Consider the following 21947-nt stretch of genomic DNA (forward strand, 5'->3'; position numbering starts at 1 on the left):
AATTTTTTAAAAAAACATAGAGTATTTGGTATTGTATTTTTACTGCAGTTGCTAATTATTTGGGGTTTAACCAAAATGAAATTTATACACATTGACCCAAAAGAAACAATACTAAACGCTATAATATTTGTTTCTAATTGGGTTTTAATTTCTTTGGTAATCCACAAATTCAACTATTTAAAAGTACATCGGAAAATTGTTATTAAACTCCTTGGGTTATTAGTAATATTTATCGCAATTATAATAGTAGATGACACTATGAAAATGGCAGATAACCCATTCACACTCATTTTAATTGTGTGTTTTTTTATGTTCTTTTTCTACAATATCTCGCCTCAAACCTTTAAAAAATATAAGTATTATATTATTGGTTTTTATATTCTAATACTTGCTTATTTCTCATATATCAGATTAAATATTGGAGAGGATTATTTCTTGCAAAAGAAAAGTATACTACTATTTTTTTTAGTTTCTATCCCTATAATTATTGTGCTTTGGGCATATGAGCAATGGAAATGGTTTAAAAATCTAAAAGCTGAAAAAGCTGAAGCAGAATTGTTGCTACTAAAAACCCAGGTAGACCCTCATTTTTTCTTTAACACATTAAATAATCTTCATGCCCTTACTCTAAAAAAAGATGATAAAGCACCAGAAATGGTTTTAAAATTGTCGCACATCATGCGTTATACTATTTATGAGGGTAAAAAAGACATTGTATTTTTAAAAGATGAAATAACGTTTCTTGAAAACTATATTGAATTACATAAAATTCGATATCACAAAACTTTAAAAGTCAGTTTATCGCACAATATTAATGATAGTGACACTGTTGCGCCTTTATTATTTATTATTCTGGTAGAAAATGCTTTTAAACATGGAGCTGAAAAACTTACAGAAAATGCTTTTATTACTATGCATTTGGAAAGCAATCCTACAAGTATTCATTTTACAATTCAAAACAATTTTGATATAGATGAACATTCCCTCCAACAAGGCATAGGTTTAGACAATTTAAAGCGCAGATTGAATTTAATTTATCCTAAAAAACATAATTTAGTAATTGAACAAATTGATAATATTTATAAGTCTGATTTGAAAATTGAAAAAAAATATTAGTTACATAATTATAGATGATGAACCATTAGCACACGAAACTATTAAAGAGTTTTGTAATATGTTGCCATACATGCATTTAAAAAAGCAATGTTATAATGCTCTGGAAGCACTAACTTTTTTAAACTCTGATGAAGTTGATATTATATTTTTAGATTTAAACATGCCAAAATTAAAAGGGTTTGATTTTCTACGTACACTCATCAACCCTCCAAATATTATAGTAACTACAGCTTATAGTGAATATGCTTTAGAAGGTTTTGAATTAAATGTGGTTGATTATTTATTAAAACCTTTTAGTTTTGAACGTTTAGTACAAGCTGTGAATAAAGCTATACCCGTAAAGCCTGAAATTTCTCTAAACTCATCAACAGATAAGCTACCAAACTCCATACGCTTTTTTTTAAAAGGCGATAAAAAATATCATCAAATTAACTCAGAAAATATTCTTTACATAGAAGCTTATGGCAACTATACAAAATTGTATTGCAGAGATGAAATGATTGTAAGTCATGAAAAAATATCTGATTTGATTAACCTATTACCTCCTAGTAATTTTTTGCGTGTTCATAAATCATTTATAGTGGCGCTAGATAAAATAAAAACTATTGAAGGGAACCGTATCTATATAGACAACTTTAAGATACCAATTAGTCAAACGTTTAAAAATGATGTTAGTAAACTCTATAAAATTTAGTAACTATTAAACAAACCCCTTAAATCTCATACCTTAAACGAAACGTCACAAACCGTGGCTGTATAAAATATTCTGATGCAAATACAGATACATTAGTATTCCCATTTTGTATAAGAGATGTCGTGTTTAGTAAATTCGTAGCATTTAATGAATACTCTAACTTTGCATCTTTATCTTTTCTATAAGATAGCGAGGCATTCCATATTTCAAATTCTTGTGGAGATCCGTTGGGATTACTCTGCCTAGTATATGAGTAATCGGTTAAAAACGTAAACTTCTTCCATATATATGCATCAAATCTTATGGATGGTGCATTAGTTGTAAACTTAGTAGTACGACCACCTTGTTGATTACGATTCACAGCATACCTGTATGCTAATCTAACATTAGGTGCTTCTCTAAAATTAGTACGCAATTCTGGCGTATACGTTTGCTGAAAACTTTCGTTTATAGAACGCTCTCCTTGAATAAACTGATTAAATTTACTGTAGTTAAACCGTGTATTGATACTTGCTCTAATTTTTCCAAACGTACGTTGAAAACGCCCAAAAGCAGTCACACTTTCATCTGTAAAACCCGAATTAAAAAATTCACTAGTTCTAACTACACTTTCAAAATTAGCTCTGGATCTTATTTGGTCTACTGCATTGCTATAATTTATAACCGCAAATACATTGGTATAATTAAACAAGTTAAAACTTCGGTAAATTAAGCTAACATTATTAGTTACTGCATTTTCCAACTCTGGATTACCTGATTGAATGCTACCAAAACCATTTAATACAATACCACTTGCCAAACGTGTTACATCTGTAAACTGATTGCGCATACTGTATCTAAAGGTTAAACTTTCACTCTTTTTAAATTGTAGACGTGTTTCAAAACTGGGTAGTAGTAATCCAAAATTATCTTGAAACTCTTGCCCAAATTGATTGTTACCATATTTATACGCATGTGCAGAAAGCCCCGGTGTAAATGTAAAAATACCAGCTTTCAACATATATTTAACGCCCAGATAATAATCACTAAAACTGTATTTAATATCGTTAACATCTAAACCATCATTAAATGTTGGTTCAGGATCAAATGTTGTGTCATCATCTAAAATTTGAAATAAACTTGAGTTAAAATCTTGTCTACTAGTAACCGCTCCTAAAGTAAAGTTGATATTACTTTTATCATTTAAAATATTCCAATAATCCAACTTTACATCTAGCTGATTGGTTTTTACACGTCTGGTTTGGTTTATATTGTACCCTATTTGATTTGGGTCTAACCCCAATGCGTCAGCAGTATTTTCATAATTATCTTTATCCTCTAAAAAGGCATTATAAAATGGATCTTCATCTTGTAATAAATGCTGTACTTCAAAAGCAAAAATATTATTATCGTTTAACGTGTAGTAATAATTTAAATTTTGATTGATACTATATGGTGTATTGTCTTCAAACTGATTTGTGTTTCCAATAACCGATGAAAATAGATTTTGAGTTTGTGACTCTTTTGTAATACGCCCCAATACATCATAATCTATTTGATTGTTTACATTGGGTTTATATGACGTACTTAGTTTTAACAACCCAATATCAGAACGTTGAGATGTTGTTTGGTCTGTATCTTCATCAGGAATAGCAAAATTAGGATTGGTATATTGTACAGATCTTTTTTGGCGAATATCTACACGACTACTATTAAAAATTCCAAATCCACTAATATCTAGAGCTTTATTAGGAGAATAGCTAAAATTACCCGAAGCCAATTTATTTTCAATGTTTTGGGCGCGGTTGTTTTGGGTTGCTAAAAACCCTAAATCGTTATTTCCTAGGCTAATACTTGTACCACTATCTCTACTTGGAGGGCGAAAACCACCAGTAAAGCCTCGTAAATCACGTCTTGTGAGTGCAGGTTCGCCTGTGTTATTTAAATCTCCAATTAAGTTGATGCTGTATTTAGGACTATAATAAAACAACTTTGGCTGTACAAGATATAACTCATTATCTGGCGATGTACCTCCACCCGCAGTGATATTACCAAACCAAAAATTCTTTTTACCTTCCTTTAACTTAATATTAATAGCATAGTTATCTTGATTATTAGTAACACTGCTGAGTTGCCCTACCTCAGCATAATTCTTTAATACCTGAACTTTATCTACCGCATTTGATGGAATATTTTTACTAGCGAGTTTAGAATCGCCATCAAAAAAATCTTTACCATCTACCATTACTTTAGAAACCCGCTGTCCCTCAACTTCAATTTGTCCATCATCATTTACCTCTACACCGGGAAGTTTTTCTAATATATCCTCAAGTTTTCGCTCAGTACCGTTTTTAAAAGAATCTGCATTATAGATTAACGTATCTCCACTAATAGTAACTGGCATTTCATAAGTGAGTTCTACAGCATCTAGGGCATTATCAGAAACCATACTTATAGATTTATCAATGTTTTCTGTAGTAGTCTTTAAGATTTCCTCATAGGTTTTCATACCTATATAGCTTACTTGCAATTTATACGTAGAATTTTTACTTAAATTAAGAATGAATTTACCTTTATCATTAGTAATTCCATAAGACTCCAAAGCACTTGTTTCTTGGTTAATTGCAACAACATTCGCAAGTTCTAGCGGTGTACCAATACTATCTTTTACAACACCTTGAAGTTTAATTTGCGAATAGCCCATTGAAACTATAAAGGCTAATATTATGGTTAATTTTATTTGCATTATTCTTTTGGTTAATTTGTTTTAGCGCCTTCCGCCACCTCCGCGTTGTCCACCTCTTCTAAAATTTTCTCGCATTTCTTGAAATTTTTTAGTAGCAATTTCAACGTATTCCTCTTTAGTAATTTCTTTACCTTTTTTAGGCTGTTTAATATTTGCTTTATCTTCTGGGTTTAATATAATTTTAGAGCATAAAATTGTAGTAGTATCCGTATTCACTTCTAAAATTAAGCCTGGCAACCCCCAATAATCTCCAGGACCTTGATTTACTGGTATTTGCATAGTATACCATGCTATAACTTCTACATCTGGCTGCACTTCTTTAGCCTTGGTTTCTTCTTTAGTTCCTTCATTATTATCGTTACTATTTGGTGATCTTCTTAAAGCTGTGGCATCAAAATCCTGCCAAGTTTTAGTTGCTGTTGCTTTGTAACAGGTATAGCCGCCTATCTGTTTTGTCTCATTAGTCATAGTCCATTTTAAATCTGGTAATTCATCTTTAACTAAAAATAATTTTCCAAATAGCTCCAACTCCTGCAATACCGTTTTAGTTTGTACATTCTTATATTTTTCGCCATCTATAGCTCCAGACATAATCGCTCCAAATCTACCACCTCCTCCTTGCGTGGGAGCTTCAAGTTTCTCTTCTAATTTATAAACTGACTCTACTCTATTAAAAGATAAAACAAAGGTTTTTTGAAACATAGTTTTTAACCGACTCTCCATACGTTTTCTTTGCTCTTCAGTCATATTTGGTCGCCCAAAATTGCTCATATCTACTGAGGTTTTAGATGTATAATAGGCTTTACCCTGAAATTCTTGACTGTTTGAAAAAATGGTTGCAAATAGAGAAATAAATAAAATAAGACGCTTAAGGTTATTTGAAGTCATAATGAAATTTTAAATTGATATACTACTCTTGTTCAAAATCACGGTTTTGAACATTCATTAGACATCGCAAACACGATTTAGTTTAAATGTAAACTATTAAAGATATGTTAAAAATTGATTAAGATCGGCTATACCCTCTACCTACTCTGTTATCTCTAAACTCTTTCATCTTTTTAAAGATGATATCTTTGTATTCTTGTTTTGTAACTTCCGTACCTCGTTTAGATACTTTCAACTCTGCTTTTTCTTTTGGGTTAATTACTATCTTAGAACACAACATGGTTGTAGAGCCAGAACTTACTTCTAATATCAATCCTGGCAATCCCCAGAACTCTGAAGGTCCTTGACTTACAGGGATTTGTGGTGTATACCATGCCGTAACCTCTGTCATTGGTTCTTCTTTATCCTTACCACTGTTTTCCTCGTCAGTTTCTCCTTGTTCTTGTCTCAATTTACTCCATGAAAATTCCCAAAATGCCATTTTTGAACTTGGTATCATAGCTGTAGCCTTAAAACATTTATAGTTCCCTATTTGTTTGGTTTCAGTTTCCATTTTCCAATCTATTTCCAATAGCGTATCATTTACCAAAAAGGTCTTACCATAAAACTCTTGTTCTTGAATAAACGCTTTTGTTTTTACATTTTTATATTGTTCTCCCGGTGTAAAGTTTTTTCCCCAAGAATCTGTTGCTCCAGACATCGCATCCAACTTTTCATACTCATCATAAATTGAAGCTTCTTTATTAAATGTAAGGATATACTTTTTCTCTAATCGATTTTTTAAACGTACTGCAATTTGCTTTTTTTGAGCCTCACTCATTTTTGCACCCCAACGCCCTAAATTCATTTGAGCTTTATAAACGTATTCTGCTCTTCCTTGAAACTCTTGAGCACTTATTGAAACAGAACTAATTAGACTACAACAAAAAACTAGAATGGAAATGGCAAATGTTTTCATAATGAGTGTTTTATATTTTTGTTTAACAAATATATGTAATTATTAAACAAAAAATAATATTATAACAAAACACTAACAATTACTCAGTTATTTGTTCTCTAACCACTAACACTAATCACTACTCTTTTAGCATCTTTTCCTCCTCTATTAGTAGACCTAAATTGCTCTAATCTTTCCTTACTTTTCGCCTCTTGTATACTAATAAATTCTTTTTTTGTAACAAGTTTTCCTTTGTTAGGCTCTGTTATTTCAATAGACTTCTCAGGGTTTATTACAATCTTAGTACACACTAGTGTTAGCTTACCATCATTTACTTCTAAAATTAAACCAGGTAAACCAAAATAATTTAAAGGCCCATTACTTACAGGAATTTGCGGTGTATACCACACAGTGGTTGTTCTTGGTTTGGTAACTGCAACAAATTGCCCTTCCTTATTAATTGTTTTAGTTGTAATTTCATCTTTAAATATTGCTTTATAGCATGTATACGCTCCAATAGTTTTGGTTTCGTTTATCAGTTCCCATTTTTTATTGATTAAGGTATCTTTTATTAAAAAGCGTTTACCATAAATTTCAGTTTTGCTGGTATATCGCTGCTCTCTTATATTTTTATACATGATATCATCCCCTTGTACTACCTTAATGTTTATCCCTGAATTAGAAGGTTGAGGTACATCTAATTTCTGATTTTGTTTATAAATCGATTCGTATTTATTAAATTCTAAGGTATATTCTTTTTGAAACTGTTTTCGTAATTGTTCCTGAATACTTTTTTGTTGATCTGAACTTATTTTACTTTCATCCATTTTCAAATCCACTTTTCGATGTGATTTATAGGTAGCAACACCTTGAAAATCTTGTGCGTCTAGTTTTGAAATTACTAGCAATACAACCGTAATAATAATATTTACTAAAGTTTTCATTTTTTAAAATTTATGATTTATGATTCAATTTGAAAAACACAACTACAGTCGTTTTTTGATTGATGTGATACAAATATCTAAACCAAATTCTAAGAAGAAGGTTAACCAGTGTTAACGTGTGTTAACCGATTAGTTTTTAAGGGTTTTTACATTTACATTTGGAATATGAACGATAAAAAATATAAATATCTACTGTATATAATTGTTACCGTTATCCTTGCTATAATTAGCTTACAAGGATATTGGAACTATAAAAATTACACACTAAATAAGCAACAACTAATTACGGATGTACAAACTAGCTTAGACAAAGTTGTAGATGATTACTATACAAATTTAGCCCAAAAAACCACTTTAGGGTTAACCTTTAATGATAGTACGCAAAAGGATGTTTTAAAAAAGAGAGGTATTTTAGAACATATCACAAAATCGATTGATAAAAATAATAGTAACTTTAAAGGTTTAGATTCTTTAAAGCTCGATTCTATTGATGGTATTACAGTCATTAAAGGATTAAAAGCAGATTCTCTACTATTGAAAACAAGAGAAAACAGGCTTCCTTTTTGGCATAAAGACTCTACTAAAAATTTCAATAAATTATATCTAAGTTCTTCTATTGACGAGAAAATTAAAACACTAACTTCTAAAGTATTTATTTCTATAAGTAATGATTCTCTTGATGTTAAAAAAGTGGATAGTCTTTTACGACTTAACTTATCTGGTAAAAAGATTGATTTAAATTATACCTTAAACTATAATAAACCCTTAAAGCGATTTTCAAATTTTTTCGATCCAAAACAAAACACAAAAGAGGTAAAGACTGATGCTATAGCTGCAGACTCAAACTTACTAAGTGTTACTTCAAAATCTACGTTTTTACCAAAAGGAAGTTCATTAAGTGTTCATTTTGAAAATGTCAATTGGATGGCTTTCAAAAAGGGTCTTAGTGCTATATTAATTTCAATGTTATTGATTTTAGCAGTTATTGGTTGCTTATTTTTTCTATTGAAAATAATAAAAGAACAAAAACAATTAGCAGAAGTAAAAAACGATTTAATAAGCAATATTACTCATGAGTTTAAAACACCAATAGCTACGATAGGTGTTGCTTTAGAAAGCATTAGTAATTTTAATGTAATTGAAGATAAAGAAAAAACTAAAAAGTATGTAAACATGTCTTCAAACCAATTATCTAAGCTCAACATAATGGTTGAAAAACTTCTTGAAACTGCAACTCTAGATAGTGAGTCTTTAAGTTTTAATAAAGAGCCATTGAATATTTCTCATTTATTGAATACAATGGTTAATCGTTATAAAACACATCATAAGAACAAAATATTCAACCTAAATCTTCATGCCGAGAAAGCATTTATAAATGTAGATACGTTTCATTTTGAAAATGCAGTGAATAATATTTTAGATAATGCCGTAAAATATGGTGGAAATATAATTTCAGTAAATCTTAGTCAGAAAAATAATCATGTAGAAATTAACATTTCAGATAACGGCAATAGCTTAAACAATGAAAATAAGAATCGTATTTTCGAAAAATTCTATCGAGTCCCAAAAGGTAACACCCATAACATCAAAGGGTATGGCATTGGGTTATATTACACCAAAGCCATAATTACTAAACATAGTGGTAGCATTACACTTGATTTAAATAAAAATTTAACAACGTTTAAAATTTCTATTCCAAATGGCTAATCCAGTAAAATTAATATTAGCTGAAGATGAACCTGCATTAGGTCAAATTATAAAAGAAAGTTTAGAGACTCGTAATTTTGCAGTAACACTCTGCGAGGATGGTGAGAAAGCTTTAAAAAAATATAATGAAATACACCCTGAAATTCTCGTATTAGATGTAATGATGCCAAAAAAGGATGGATTTACCTTAGCTAAAGAAATTAGAAAAGTTGACGATCACATTCCAATAATATTTCTTACGTCAAAATCACAAACACAAGACGTCGTAGAAGGCTTTACCATAGGAGGTAATGATTATTTAAAAAAGCCATTTAGCATGGAAGAACTGATTGTTCGCATTAATAATCTACTTAATCGTACTAAAGAGCAAAAGCAAGCTGAAATTATAGAACTTAGTCATTATACATTTAACTTCCCTAAACAAACACTTCAATTTAAATCTGAAGACAAAATACAACTTACCCATAGGGAGGCACATTTACTGTTTCATCTTATTAAAAATAAAAATCAGGTTTTAGACCGTTCTTTAATTTTAAATAAATTATGGGGAACAGACGATTTTTTTAGTGCTAGAAGTATGGATGTGTTTATAACAAAACTCAGAAAAAAACTTAAAAAAGATTCTGAAATTGAAATTATTAATGTTCGCGGCTATGGGTATAAGTTAATTTGTTAAATTATGGTTTGATTTTTGTATTTTTCAGACCCTATGAGATTCTTTCAAATTATATTTCTTTTAGCATTAGGTACATTAGGTGCTCAACAATCTATTGAAATTACAGCAGTTAATGCTTTAAAGTTTAAAGCAGACAATGTCATTGGAATTGATAATTTTGGAACTATCTTCTACAACAATGCTAATACTATCTATAAAAAAAATAAGGATACCACTATTAGCTACAATAATTTACAACTAGGAAAATTAACTACAACTAATAGTTTTAACCCTTTAAAAATAAATCTGTTTTATCAAGAGCTAAACACTGTAATTGTTTTAGACAATAGGTTAGCAGAAATTTTTAGAGTTGATTTTAATGATATAAATAATTACAAAAATGTATCGCACGTTTCCACTGGTTATGATAATACCATTTGGATATTTAATCAAGACACACAGTTGCTTGAGATCTTTGATTATAAAACCAATACTACAAAAGCCCAGACTTTAAAACCTATTGATAGCCCTATACTAGATTTAAAAAGTAACTACAATTATGCTTATCTACTTACTGAAGATGAACTTTTAGTTTATAATTATTTTGGGAGTTTAGTAAGGAAGATTAAAAATAAAGGCTACACTAGCTTAGAAGAAAATAATGAAGCCGTATTTCTTAAAAAAGATAATGCGTTGTATTATCTCAAGACAGATTCAAACACTATTTTATCGGTAAAAACTGACAATATTTTAATTCCTCAGTTTTTTGTAACCAATGAAACCTTGTATATTTACAACTTTGAAACTCTCCATGAATTCCAAATTAAAATAAATTAACTATGCATATTGCTGTTGCTGGAAATATTGGTGCTGGTAAAACAACACTAACTAAATTACTCGCAAAACATTATAAATGGGAAGCGCAATTGGAAGATGTGGTAGACAATCCATACTTAGACGATTTCTACAACCAAATGGAACGTTGGAGTTTTAATCTACAAGTTTATTTTTTGAATAGTCGTTTTCGTCAAGTTTTACAAATCCATCAAAGTGGGAAAGATATTATTCAAGATAGAACCATTTATGAAGATGCCCATATTTTTGCGCCAAACCTGCATGCCATGGGTTTAATGACCAATAGAGATTTTAATAATTACAGTTCGCTATTTGAACTAATGGAATCGTTAGTAAAAGGTCCAGATTTATTAATCTATTTACGAAGTTCTATTCCAAATTTAGTATCTCAAATTCACAAACGCGGCCGTGATTATGAAAACTCAATTAGCATTGATTACTTGAGTAGACTTAATGAAAGATACGAAGCTTGGATACATGGATATGACAAGGGTAAATTATTAATAATGGATGTTGACAATTTAAACTTTGTTGACAAACCCGAGGATTTAGGTCATGTTATTAATACCATTGATGCTGAGATTAATGGGCTATTTTAAGTTTTATTTTACCTAATTTTTATCACACACATTTTTTTAATTATCCGTGTTAATGAATATTTAACATTTCATTAATAAGAGCAAATTGTTTTTTTTGAGTCTTTTACACGACTATAAGTTTTCATGCAACTAGTTTAATACAAGAACTAACATAAGCAACAAAAGTAGCTATGAATAAATTTTAAATATCTTTATTGTAAGCGCTTTAAAATTTTTTTGATGAAAAACATACTTTTTCTTTTTGCATTAATAGTTTACACCTCTGGTTATGCCCAAGTAATAGCCCCTGTAAAATGGACAACATCTGTTGAAAAAATATCTGAAACAGAATATGATTTAGTTATAAATGCCGAAATTGAAGATGGATGGCATGTGTATTCCCAATATACTGCAGAAGGAGGCTCATTACCTATTGTTATTGATAAAAATGAACCGACGGAGGATTATGAACTAGTTGGTAAAGCTATTGAAAGTGATACTATTAGAAAATATAATGACATCTTTGAGGTTTACGAATCGTATTTTGACCATAATGCCACTTTAAAACAAAGAGTGAAACTCAACAATTCTAATACTTCAACTATTACATTGAATTTAACAGGACAAGTCTGTAAAAAAGCTTGTATTCAAATTGATGAAGTATTTACATTTTCTCTCAGTGGAGTTACAACTAATAATGAAACGCCCACAGTAACTAATTCCAATAACAATGATGTAAACATAATGTTATATGGTATGACACCTGATGAGGTAAAACTTATAGAAAGTTCGTCTGTTGAACAAAAATCACTTTGGACTATTTTTGCTTTAGGGTTTTTGGGAGGTCTTTTAGCCCTATTAACACCATGTGTCTTTCCAATGATTCCGCTTACGGTAAGTTTTTTTACCAAAAGCGGTAAATCCAGCAAAGGCTCTGGAATTTCTAAAGCAGTACTCTATGGCTTTTTTATTTTATTGGTTTACCTAATTTTAAGTATTCCGTTTCATTTACTAGACTCTGTAAATCCAGATATTTTAAATGAAATATCAACTAATATATGGCTGAATATTATATTTTTTGCCGTGTTTGTTTTTTTTGCTTTTTCATTCTTTGGTTATTATGAATTAACATTACCAGCAAGCTGGACCACAAAAACAACCCAGGGAGAAAACGCAGGTGGTATAGTTGGCGTTTTTTTTATGGCATTAACCCTTGCTATCGTTTCTTTTTCATGTACTGGCCCAATTTTAGGTTCATTACTCGCAGGATCTTTATCCTCTGATGGTGGTGCATGGCAACTCACTGCTGGCATGGCTGGTTTTGGCGTATCTTTAGGCCTACCCTTTGCTATTTTTGCGATGTTTCCCAATATGATGAATGCCCTTCCTAAATCAGGTGGCTGGCTTAATACTACCAAAGTTATTTTGGGTTTCTTGGAATTAGCTTTAGCATTTAAATTTTTATCCAATGCTGATTTAGTGAAGCGTTGGGGTATATTAAAAATTGAACCTTTCTTAATTATCTGGATTATTATATTTTCTGGTTTAGCTTTATATCTTTTTGCTAAAATTAATTTCCCCCACGATTCGCCTTTAAAAAAATTAACATTTCCAAGAATAGCAGGTGGTATTCTAGTCACATCATTTGTAATTTACCTAGCTTCTGGGTTTAGAGTAAATAAAGACACCAATACTTATATACCGCTTACTTTACTTAGCGGACTTGCACCGCCTGTTGGTTACAGTTGGCTATTTCCTAGTGAGTCTACTAACAACCTTAAAACCTTTAAAGACTTAAAAGAGGGCATTGCCTATGCCAAAGCGGTAAACAAACCCGTGATGATAGATTTTACTGGATATGCTTGCGTGAACTGTAGAAAGATGGAAGAACATGTTTGGCCTTTGGAAAAGATAGATAACTATTTAAGGAATGAGTATGTGTTAATATCATTATATGTTGATGACAAAAAAGATTTGCCAGATGAAGAAAGGGTTGAAGTAAATCGTGTTAATGGAGGCACAAGACTATTGAAGAATTACGGACATAAATGGGCCAATTTTCAAACGCAGTTCTTTAAATCTAATTCCCAACCTTACTACGTATTGTTTAATCCAAACACTTTTGAAGTACTGAATGAGCCTGTTGCGTACACACCAGATGAAGATGAATATGCCAAATTTCTTCAAAGTGGTATTAACAATTTCAAAACTAGATAAAAAAAGCCATGCTTAAAAAACATGGCTTTCAATTTAATTAAATAGTCTATTTAGTTTAGTTGTTTTTCTTTCAGGCATCATCTTTTTGAGTTAATGCATCAACTTTAGCATCTACCTCTGTTTTAGTTCCTGTTATAGTTTCGTATGTAGTTGAAGCTACTCCATTTTCAGTAGTAACTGTAGTTACAATTGCTTTTACAATACCTTCTTCTTCAGTTTCAGTTAAATTTACAGCAACCTCTTTTTGAATCTCTACCTTTTCAATAGCACTATCCTCTGAGTAAGCCATTACAGTATCAGAAGTCATTGCTATACTTGGTGCTATTACCAATGCTACAACTGACATTAATTTTAATAAGATATTTAATGAAGGACCTGACGTATCTTTAAATGGATCTCCAACCGTATCCCCTACTACAGCAGCTTTATGCGCATCAGTACCTTTTCTTCCTTGTTCTTCAATCATTTTCTTAGCGTTATCCCATGCACCTCCTGCATTAGATTGGAAAATTGCCATAAGCACACCACAAGTAGTAACACCAGCAAGAAGTCCTCCTAGCATTTCAGCACCACCTAAAAAGCCAACAGCTACAGGAACTGCAATAGCTAATAAACCTGGCAATACCATTTCTTTAATCGAAGCCTTTGTAGAGATCGCTACACATTTATCATATTCTGCTACACCATCAGCTTCATCAAATATTTTTCTTTGAGCTTCAGTTGCTTTAGACATATCAGAATCCACAGCTCTCATTACTTCTAAAGCTGCTTTCAATTTAGGAATATCTCTAAACTGGCGACGCACTTCTTCTATCATTGCCATTGCTGCACGTCCTACAGCATTCATTGATAATGCTGAAAACACAAATGGTAACATACCTCCAACTAGAAGTCCTGCCATAACAGTTGGTTTAGATACATCAATCGCCGTTACATTTGCAGTTTGCATAAATGCAGCAAATAAGGCTAATGCCGTTAATGCAGCAGATGCAATAGCAAATCCTTTACCAATTGCAGCAGTTGTATTTCCAACAGCATCTAGTTTATCAGTACGCTCACGTACTTCAGGATCTAATTCTGCCATTTCTGCAATTCCTCCAGCATTATCAGAAATTGGACCATAAGCATCCACAGCTAATTGGATTCCTGTGTTTGCTAACATTCCTACAGCCGCAATAGCGATACCATATAAACCTGCAAAATGATGTGATACCAAAATAGCTGCAGCTATTAAAATAATTGGAATCATTGTAGACATCATTCCTACACCTAACCCAGCGATAATTGTTGTAGCCGCTCCAGTTTCAGATTGTTTTACAATTGAATTAACAGGTTTTGTTCCTGTGCCTGTGTAGTATTCTGTTACTTTCCCAACTGCTAATCCAGCCACTAGACCAGCTACTACAGCTAGAAACACTCCCATTGAAGAAAACTCTGTACCACCAAATGACCAAGTTTCCGGTAACATTTGATTGATAATAAAATATGATGCTACTAACATTAAACCTGCAGAACCAAACTCACCAATGTTTAAAGCAGTTTGCGGGTTTCCGCCATCTTTAACTTTTACAAAAAATGTTCCTATAATTGACATTATAATACCAATAGCTGCTAATACTAAAGGTAAATACACAGCTCCTAAACCATCAAAAGAACCAGCAAAAGCAGGAATCTGAGTAAAAGCTGCACCTAAAACCATAGTACCTATGATAGAACCTACATAAGATTCGAATAAATCAGCACCCATACCAGCAACATCTCCAACATTATCTCCAACATTATCAGCAATTGTAGCAGGATTTAATGGATGATCTTCTGGAATACCAGCTTCAACCTTACCTACTAAATCAGCACCTACATCAGCAGCTTTTGTATAAATACCACCGCCAACACGAGCAAATAGAGCAATAGAAGAAGCTCCAAGAGAAAAACCAGATAGTACATTTAATACTTCACTTATATCCCAACCTTGCCCACTATATATCATAAACAAAGTACTAAGACCTAAAACTCCAAGGCCAACTACACCTAATCCCATTACCGCTCCTCCTGCAAAAGCCACTTCTAATGCTTTTCCTAAAGAAACTCTTGCTGCACTTGTTGTTCTAACATTAGCTTTAGTTGCCACTTTCATACCAATAAATCCAGCAAGGGCAGAACATATTGCTCCTACGATAAATGAAACTGCAACCATTCCATTAGAACCATCTTCATTATTTCCTTTGAAAAATAATAAGACAGCTACAGCAACTACAAAAATGGCTAATATTTTATATTCAGCTTTTAAGAATGACATTGCACCATCAGCAATGTTTTTCGCTATCCTTTTCATTTTATCACTTCCTTGATCTTGCTTGCTTACCCATGCACTTTTTATAAACACAAATAGCAAAGCTAAAACCCCAAAAGCTGGCAATCCTTTAATTAGTAATTCCATATTTCAAATCAGTTAGTTAAGTAATTATTTTTAAACGGAGCTAAAAATAGGAAAATAAAAGTGATAAAAAAAAACCTATTTCGATAAAGATTTAACAACTCAAACCTACATAAATTATATTATTCATAAAACAATGATAAAGGTCATCTAATTTTGAGTGTGCTAATAAAAAAATGCTCGCAACTGCGAGCATTTAATAGTAACTATTTGGTTTATATGTTTTATACCTTTTAGATTGTAAAAGTACGTTTTTTCTTGTGTTCGCTTTCGTCGTAACGCTTTACACATTCATGATAAATCTTACGTGCTTCTTCTGCATTTCCCCATCCTCCTACATCAACTTTTTTCTTCTCTAAGTCTTTATATACCTGGAAAAAATGCTCTATTTCCTTGAGTCTATGTGGGTTTAAATCGCTTATATCACTTCTTTTACTCCAAACCGGATCAGAAACAGGCACACATATTATTTTTTCATCGGGTCCCTTTTCGTCTGTCATGTGAAACACACCTATGGGTCTTACTTCCATAACTACCATTGGAAATGAAGGCTCAGTAGACAACACCAAAATATCTAGAGGATCTTGATCAAGAGCTAAAGTTTCTGGAATAAAACCATAGTCTCCAGGATACATCATTGAAGAAAACAACGTTCTATCAAATCGTATTTTGTGTAACGTAAAGTCGTATTCGTATTTGTTTCTACTACCTTTTGGTATTTCTATTAAAACATCAAACGTCAATTTTTTCTTATCACTCATAGTATGAAATTTGGGCAGTAAAGGTACTGAAGCTTTAGAGTGTAAACAACTTATTACGCATAGAATAACATTGAATTTACATAATTTTAATTTTAGAAAAAACAATCATTTAATTAACAGATATTTACCTCCAGAATTATTAAATTGTAAAACTTTTAACATACTCGACTAATTCAATACAAAATGAAGTATATAACAGCTTTTTGGCTTACATTTTTTATTTTCTCTTTACAATCACAAAATCAGCCATGGAAAGGTAAATTTGAGCCTATTGACAATTTAATATCTCCTCCTAATTCTTACAGAACAGCAAGTGGTGCTCCTGGAAACGCCTATTGGCAACAACGTGCTGATTACAATATAAAGGCAGCAATAGATGAAACAACTAACATTCTATCGGGAGAAGAAACTATAACATACTATAATAATTCCCCAGATGATTTAAGTTATTTATGGATTCAGTTAGAGCAGAATGTAAATAGAAAAGAAAATGAAGATTTTGGAACAATTAACAATAGCTTAAAAGGCGGTATCAACACCCAACAAATGCAATTTTTAACTAGGGCTATTGATTTTCCTGCTGGTTACACCATTAAATACATTAAAGATTCTAATGGAGAACCTATAAGATCTCTGGTAAATAACACCATGATGAAAGTGCTTCTAGACGCACCATTAAAATCAGGTTCATCCATAACATTTTCTATTGGATGGTCTTATCCGATTACAGACAGAAGCATGTTTTTATTATCTAGGGAAGGTTATGAGTATTTTCCAGAAGACGATAATACCGTATACCTTATTGCACATTGGTTTCCAAGAATGGCAGTTTATAACGATACTGAAGGGTGGCAGAATCAACAATTTCAAAAGTTAGGGGAATTTGCCTTAGAATTTGGTAATTATGAGGTGGAAATCACTGTTCCCGCAGATCATATTATTGCATCAACCGGAGAGCTTGAAAATCCTGAAAATGTACTTTCTAAAAAACAACGAAAGCGCTTAAAGGATGCCGCTTCATCGTTTGATAAACCTGTGATGATTATTACAAAAGAGGAAGCGATTGAAAATGAGTCTAAAAAATCTGATAAACAAAAAACATGGAAATATACCGCCAATAATGTTCGTGATTTTGCATTTGCATCATCTAGAAAATTTATGTGGGATGCTCAGGCTGTGAAACTAACCACCAATACGGTAATGGCAATGTCCTTTTACCCAAAAGAAGGACTTCCAGTATGGCAAGAAGAATCTACAAAATCTATAATGCACGCTCTAGAAGTCTATTCTGAAGCTACTTTTGATTACCCATACCCTGTATGTATTTCAGTAAACACCTCAAATATTGGCATGGAATTTCCTATGATAAGTTTTAATGGCGGAAGACCTAAAAATGGTAAAATGAGCAAAAATGCTAAAGCTAGCATGATAGGTACTATTATACATGAAGTTGGGCACAATTGGTTTCCTATGATAGTAAGCTCAGATGAGCGTAAATGGATGTGGATGGATGAAGGTCTTAATACTTTTTTACACCAACGCACAGTGGCAGAACGCTATCCAGAATTTAATAGTGTAACCCCTAAGAGCATAGTGCCTTTTATGAATGGTGATAAAAATATATTACGCCCTATTATGACAACTTCAGACAATGAATTATTTAATCAATTTGGCGCTAACTTTTATATAAAACCAACTGTAGGCTTGCAAATGCTTAGAAATTCTATAGTTGGCAAAGACCTATTTGATGCAGCTTTTAAAGAATATGCAAACCGATGGAAGTATAAACACCCAAACCCTTCAGATTTGTTTAGAACTTTAGAAGACGCCACTGCTACAGATTTGGATTGGTTTTTTAGAGGTTGGTTTTTTACAACCGACAATGTTGATATGGAATTAGCTAATGTAAAATGGTTTAAAGTTCATGAAGAAGACCGTAATGTTGAAGACCAAACTGAACGCACGCAAGTTACTGCTGAAGGCAATAATACATCAGAAGCTCCAAAAGACTTTTCAAATGGCCCTAAGGTTATCAATATGACAACCACACCAGATAAAAGTTATGGCGGATTTTTATCTAGAATGGATGATAGTGCTATTAGAAAACAATTGTCTGGAAAAAACCTATATGAAGTTACTATAAAAAATGTTGGAGGTTTGGTAATGCCTGTAACTATTGAATGGGTTTTTATTGATGGTTCTTCTGAAATAGACACATTGCCTGCACAAATTTGGCGCAGAAATGAATATGAAGTAAAAGAAGTTTTTATAAAAGAAAAAGAGGTAAAAACTGTTAATCTAGATCCTAATTTTGAGTTTGCAGATACAGATATGTCTAACAATACGTTTCCAAAAGCTGAGACTGTATCAGAGTTTGATAATTTTAAAAAGAGCAACTAATAGTTTCATTCTCCAAATTATAATATTTTAATTTCCAACTTGAATAAATTGAAGACTGAAAAGCTTAATACTTCTTGAAATTATCATACTATAAGTTAATAAGTAGACATTGAAATAAAAAAGATAATTCATTTTTAAACAGAATGAATTATCTTTTTCTATTTACTCTTTTTAAAACAGAAAAGCCCTTGCTTACGCGAGAGCCCTTCCATCATCTCAAACTACTAACTAAACTAAATAAACTAACTAATTTTTTTACTCACCTTGCCCAAGAGAAAATGCTCTTTTTCCATTAAACTCATAAAGGTTTTCGGTTTTTATCACATCCATACCTTCATTATGTAATTTTGAAAGTAATGCAATAACTTGTTCATATTCTACAGGTTTGTAAACAGGTTCTTTTGTTTCTATATCAGCATCCATAGCAACAAATCTGCATCGCCAGTGATCTGTACAGTATGTTTCTTTTAAACCTTTTGGATATACTTTAACACCTCTGTTAGTAATCATTTTTAATTTTAATTTAAAAGCACTAATACCCGAAAGCATATCTCCTATTTCCTCTGGATTTGATCCTTTCCAATCTATAAATACATCAACCCCTAATAACTGCTTATCAGCTTCTTTTCTTTTATACTCTGGTATGGTAATCCTGCCTGTACCACTTGTCATTTCACTAGCAGCTAATTTTTGAGGTTTCTCTCCTAAACGCTCAATAATAGCGTCAGCAAATTCTGAAGTTGATACTTTTTTAATACTAAACTGACTGTTGTAAATATCTGCTGTATGATAACCTTCCTCCAAAGTAGTTAACCAAGCATTTTTAATATTATCTGCTATTTGTGTTTGACCAACATAGGCCAACATGTTAGTTGCAGCATTTAGTAAACCTGACGGATTTGCAATATTTTGACCAGCAATATCTGGTGCAGAGCCATGGATAGCTTCAAACATAGCTATATTTTTTCCGATATTAGCAGAACCTGCCATACCTACAGACCCACCAATTTCTGCAGCAATATCAGAAATAATATCACCATATAGGTTTGAAGTCACAATCACATCGAAGCGTTCTGGATGTGCTGCCAAATGCGCTGCACCTATGTCAATAATTTGGGATTCATTGATGATATCTGGATATTCGGCAGCAATTTCTATAAATACTTTATGAAAGAGTCCATCCGTAAGCTTCATGATGTTATCTTTAATCATACAGGTTACTTTTTTTCTACCAAAAGCTCTAGCATATTCAAAAGCATAACGTACTATACGTTCACAACCTGGTCTAGTAATTAGCTTTAAACATTGTACCACATCATCTGTTTGTTGGTGTTCTATACCAGCATATAAATCTTCTTCATTTTCTCGTACAATAACTACATCCATATTAGGAAAATTAGTTTTCACATAAGGATGCAAAGCAGTAACTGGACGCACATTAGCAAATAAGCCCAGAGATTTACGTAGTGTTACATTCAAACTTTTATAGCCTTTTCCTTGTGGTGTGGTTACCGGAGCCTTTAAGATAATTTTAGTATCTCCAATAGTTTCCCAAGCTTCAGTTTTAATTCCAGAAGTATTACCTGACAGATATACTTGCTCTCCCAACTCAATAAAATTAGGTTCTATATTGGCGCCTGCTGCCTCAAGGATTTTTAGTGTGGCCTTCATGATTTCTGGACCAATACCATCTCCTTGGGCAACGGCTATTTTTACTTTTTCACTAGTTTTATATATTGTTTGATGCGATTTGTTCCTTTTTAAACTACCATTTAATAATCCTGTTTCCATGCCTTATGTTTTAATTACAAGACAAAATTAAAATAAAGAATTGATATATTTTTATTTATATTTTTTATAAAAAACATAAATATTATTTATGAACAAACAAAAATACTACCATGAGAAAAGTTGACGTTGATAAAAAAAATGATGAACTTCGTTTAACAATTGTTATTCACAATAGAAGAAATGAATCTTGAAAAAATCGTAAATAAAATAGGAGAAATATACTCACCGCTATCCATTAAATGTCAAAAAGAATTTATTTCTAATTTAGAAATGGTTACATTCAACAAAGGAGAGGTTGTAGTTAGAGAGGGACAATATTCTGAAAAAGCTTACTTAATTATTAAGGGTTGTGCTAGAGCCTATTATTTGAAAGACGGTAAAGATATTTCTGACTGGTTTACCTTCGAAAATCAGTTTATTGCTTCTATAGTAAGTTTTTTTGGTAATGTACCAAGCCCACATTACATAGAATTTGTTGAAGATTCAATAGTACTGAAATTTTCTAAAAACACTGTTGACATTCTTTCAAAAAAACATCACGATTTTGAGCGATTAATTAGAGAAGTGGTTACTGAAACCATGCTGGGGCTTTGTGAAAGATTACACACTATTCAGTTTACTAAAGCGGATGAAAGGTATAGACTTTTAATAAATATCTACCCTGATATTACCCAAAGAATTCCGCTTACTCATATTGCATCTTATCTAGGAATCACACTTGAAACTTTAAGTAGAATACGAAGCCAAAAAAAACCGAATTTGATATAAATCAAATGAAACTTCTTTCATTAAAATAATCTTTGCCAAAAGATTTAAAATGGAAGCAAACAAAAATCAACTAAAATCAATTTGGGGGAAATGGTGGGTACCCATCAGAAAATGGTTTTATCCTGCTTGGTTAATTTATGAAGCGTCAATTCGTTTTTATGATTATGCTCTAGACCTATATAAATATACTATAGGACTACAAGATTATATAGGAGAAACAAGCACACAAATCTTAGCTACTTTTAGTGGAATCATCATTTTTATAATCTGCTCATTTTATTTAACCGTACCTGCTTGCTTAGCCTTATTTAAATTCTTCAAAGAAGAAAAGCATACAAACCATCCTTTTGAAAATAGCATTAAAACATATTTATAAACGCACACATACTGGTATCAATATGACATGAACCCTCTGGTAAAATTTTAGAAGAATGAGAAAAATTATATTACAATAACAGATATCATAAATTTTATAGT

Annotated in this window: 17 protein-coding genes; 10 read left to right on the forward strand and 7 right to left on the reverse strand. The window is 31.8% G+C overall.

The window, feature by feature from the left end:
* The first annotated feature begins 75 nt into the window (after positions 1-75).
* Both EYD46_RS13490 and EYD46_RS13495 read left to right on the forward strand, forming a co-directional pair.
* Positions 76-1116: a sensor histidine kinase gene (locus tag EYD46_RS13490; RefSeq protein WP_229731303.1), complete on the forward strand. Its 1041-nt coding sequence runs from the start codon at positions 76-78 to the stop codon at positions 1114-1116.
* The gene (locus EYD46_RS13495) at positions 1100-1810 is read left to right on the forward strand and encodes a LytR/AlgR family response regulator transcription factor (protein ID WP_229731304.1); all 711 of its coding nucleotides are present in this window, start codon (positions 1100-1102) and stop codon (positions 1808-1810) included. The genes EYD46_RS13490 and EYD46_RS13495 overlap by 17 nt, the downstream gene beginning before the upstream one ends.
* Before the next feature lie 19 nt (positions 1811-1829).
* Here the strand turns inward: EYD46_RS13495 and EYD46_RS13500 are convergent, their stop codons facing one another.
* From EYD46_RS13500 to EYD46_RS13515, 4 genes are all read right to left on the reverse strand, one after another.
* Entirely contained in the window at positions 1830-4535 is a 2706-nt protein-coding gene (locus EYD46_RS13500) for a carboxypeptidase regulatory-like domain-containing protein (RefSeq protein ID WP_130937703.1), read from the reverse strand.
* A 21-nt stretch (positions 4536-4556) separates the two neighbouring features.
* On the reverse strand, positions 4557-5423 hold the full coding sequence (locus tag EYD46_RS13505) for a GLPGLI family protein (RefSeq protein ID WP_130937704.1): 867 nt from the start codon (positions 5421-5423) through the stop codon (positions 4557-4559).
* A 118-nt stretch (positions 5424-5541) separates the two neighbouring features.
* Positions 5542-6381: a GLPGLI family protein gene (locus tag EYD46_RS13510; protein WP_130937705.1), complete on the reverse strand. Its 840-nt coding sequence runs from the start codon at positions 6379-6381 to the stop codon at positions 5542-5544.
* Between the two features lie 98 nt (positions 6382-6479).
* Positions 6480-7304 (reverse strand): GLPGLI family protein, encoded by an 825-nt coding sequence (locus EYD46_RS13515; protein WP_130937706.1) that lies wholly within the window; start codon positions 7302-7304, stop codon positions 6480-6482.
* Between the two features lie 165 nt (positions 7305-7469).
* On the opposite strand from EYD46_RS13515, the gene EYD46_RS13520 reads away from it, so the two are divergent.
* The 5 genes from EYD46_RS13520 (at position 7470) to EYD46_RS13540 (ending at position 13316) form a co-directional block, all read left to right on the forward strand.
* Positions 7470-9011 (forward strand): sensor histidine kinase, encoded by a 1542-nt coding sequence (locus EYD46_RS13520; protein ID WP_130937707.1) that lies wholly within the window; start codon positions 7470-7472, stop codon positions 9009-9011.
* Positions 9004-9687 carry a response regulator transcription factor gene (locus EYD46_RS13525; RefSeq protein WP_130937708.1) on the forward strand — a complete coding sequence of 228 codons (684 nt, stop codon included), beginning with the start codon at positions 9004-9006 and terminating at the stop codon, positions 9685-9687. Before EYD46_RS13520 ends, EYD46_RS13525 begins: the two co-directional genes overlap by 8 nt.
* Positions 9688-9720: 33 nt before the next feature.
* The gene (locus EYD46_RS13530; RefSeq protein WP_130937709.1) at positions 9721-10503 is read left to right on the forward strand and encodes a hypothetical protein; all 783 of its coding nucleotides are present in this window, start codon (positions 9721-9723) and stop codon (positions 10501-10503) included.
* Between the two features lie 2 nt (positions 10504-10505).
* Positions 10506-11120, forward strand: coding sequence for a deoxynucleoside kinase (locus EYD46_RS13535; protein ID WP_130937710.1), 615 nt, complete (start codon positions 10506-10508; stop codon positions 11118-11120).
* A gap of 219 nt (positions 11121-11339) precedes the next feature.
* Positions 11340-13316 carry a protein-disulfide reductase DsbD family protein gene (locus EYD46_RS13540; RefSeq protein ID WP_165454387.1) on the forward strand — a complete coding sequence of 659 codons (1977 nt, stop codon included), beginning with the start codon at positions 11340-11342 and terminating at the stop codon, positions 13314-13316.
* A 70-nt stretch (positions 13317-13386) separates the two neighbouring features.
* On the opposite strand, the gene EYD46_RS13545 is transcribed toward EYD46_RS13540, so the two are convergent.
* Both EYD46_RS13545 and EYD46_RS13550 read right to left on the reverse strand, forming a co-directional pair.
* Positions 13387-15753, reverse strand: coding sequence for a sodium-translocating pyrophosphatase (locus EYD46_RS13545; RefSeq protein ID WP_130937712.1), 2367 nt, complete (start codon positions 15751-15753; stop codon positions 13387-13389).
* 230 nt (positions 15754-15983) lie between these two features.
* Positions 15984-16511: an inorganic diphosphatase gene (locus EYD46_RS13550; protein ID WP_130937713.1), complete on the reverse strand. Its 528-nt coding sequence runs from the start codon at positions 16509-16511 to the stop codon at positions 15984-15986.
* A 183-nt stretch (positions 16512-16694) separates the two neighbouring features.
* On the opposite strand from EYD46_RS13550, the gene EYD46_RS13555 reads away from it, so the two are divergent.
* Positions 16695-18911: a M1 family metallopeptidase gene (locus EYD46_RS13555; RefSeq protein WP_130937714.1), complete on the forward strand. Its 2217-nt coding sequence runs from the start codon at positions 16695-16697 to the stop codon at positions 18909-18911.
* A 255-nt stretch (positions 18912-19166) separates the two neighbouring features.
* Here the strand turns inward: EYD46_RS13555 and EYD46_RS13560 are convergent, their stop codons facing one another.
* Positions 19167-20702, reverse strand: a complete 1536-nt coding sequence (locus EYD46_RS13560; protein ID WP_130937715.1) for an NADP-dependent isocitrate dehydrogenase — start codon at positions 20700-20702, stop codon at positions 19167-19169.
* A gap of 180 nt (positions 20703-20882) precedes the next feature.
* Here EYD46_RS13560 and EYD46_RS13565 point away from each other — a divergent pair, with 180 nt between their 5' ends.
* Both EYD46_RS13565 and EYD46_RS13570 read left to right on the forward strand, forming a co-directional pair.
* Complete coding sequence (locus EYD46_RS13565) at positions 20883-21470, forward strand: Crp/Fnr family transcriptional regulator (RefSeq protein ID WP_130937716.1); 588 nt, start codon at positions 20883-20885, stop codon at positions 21468-21470.
* Positions 21471-21519: 49 nt separating this feature from the next.
* Entirely contained in the window at positions 21520-21846 is a 327-nt protein-coding gene (locus EYD46_RS13570) for a hypothetical protein (protein WP_130937717.1), read from the forward strand.
* The last annotated feature ends 101 nt before the right edge of the window (positions 21847-21947 follow it).

The sequence above is a fragment of the Hyunsoonleella pacifica genome, from assembly GCF_004310335.1.
Taxonomy (GTDB): Bacteria; Bacteroidota; Bacteroidia; order Flavobacteriales; family Flavobacteriaceae; genus Jejuia; species Jejuia pacifica.

Bases quoted from the DNA above. Each gene is read 5' to 3' on its own strand.
- EYD46_RS13540 (WP_165454387.1), top strand. From the start codon at position 11,340: ATGAAAAACATACTTTTTCTTTTTGCATTAATAGTTTACACCTCTGGT.
- EYD46_RS13500 (WP_130937703.1), bottom strand. From the start codon at position 4,535: ATGCAAATAAAATTAACCATAATATTAGCCTTTATAGTTTCAATGGGC.
- EYD46_RS13515 (WP_130937706.1), bottom strand. From the start codon at position 7,304: ATGAAAACTTTAGTAAATATTATTATTACGGTTGTATTGCTAGTAATT.
- EYD46_RS13565 (WP_130937716.1), top strand. From the start codon at position 20,883: ATGAATCTTGAAAAAATCGTAAATAAAATAGGAGAAATATACTCACCG.
- EYD46_RS13530 (WP_130937709.1), top strand. From the start codon at position 9,721: ATGAGATTCTTTCAAATTATATTTCTTTTAGCATTAGGTACATTAGGT.
- EYD46_RS13535 (WP_130937710.1), top strand. From the start codon at position 10,506: ATGCATATTGCTGTTGCTGGAAATATTGGTGCTGGTAAAACAACACTA.
- EYD46_RS13520 (WP_130937707.1), top strand. From the start codon at position 7,470: ATGAACGATAAAAAATATAAATATCTACTGTATATAATTGTTACCGTT.
- EYD46_RS13570 (WP_130937717.1), top strand. From the start codon at position 21,520: ATGGAAGCAAACAAAAATCAACTAAAATCAATTTGGGGGAAATGGTGG.
- EYD46_RS13555 (WP_130937714.1), top strand. From the start codon at position 16,695: ATGAAGTATATAACAGCTTTTTGGCTTACATTTTTTATTTTCTCTTTA.
- EYD46_RS13560 (WP_130937715.1), bottom strand. From the start codon at position 20,702: ATGGAAACAGGATTATTAAATGGTAGTTTAAAAAGGAACAAATCGCAT.
- EYD46_RS13525 (WP_130937708.1), top strand. From the start codon at position 9,004: ATGGCTAATCCAGTAAAATTAATATTAGCTGAAGATGAACCTGCATTA.
- EYD46_RS13505 (WP_130937704.1), bottom strand. From the start codon at position 5,423: ATGACTTCAAATAACCTTAAGCGTCTTATTTTATTTATTTCTCTATTT.
- EYD46_RS13550 (WP_130937713.1), bottom strand. From the start codon at position 16,511: ATGAGTGATAAGAAAAAATTGACGTTTGATGTTTTAATAGAAATACCA.
- EYD46_RS13510 (WP_130937705.1), bottom strand. From the start codon at position 6,381: ATGAAAACATTTGCCATTTCCATTCTAGTTTTTTGTTGTAGTCTAATT.
- EYD46_RS13545 (WP_130937712.1), bottom strand. From the start codon at position 15,753: ATGGAATTACTAATTAAAGGATTGCCAGCTTTTGGGGTTTTAGCTTTG.
- EYD46_RS13490 (WP_229731303.1), top strand. From the start codon at position 76: ATGAAATTTATACACATTGACCCAAAAGAAACAATACTAAACGCTATA.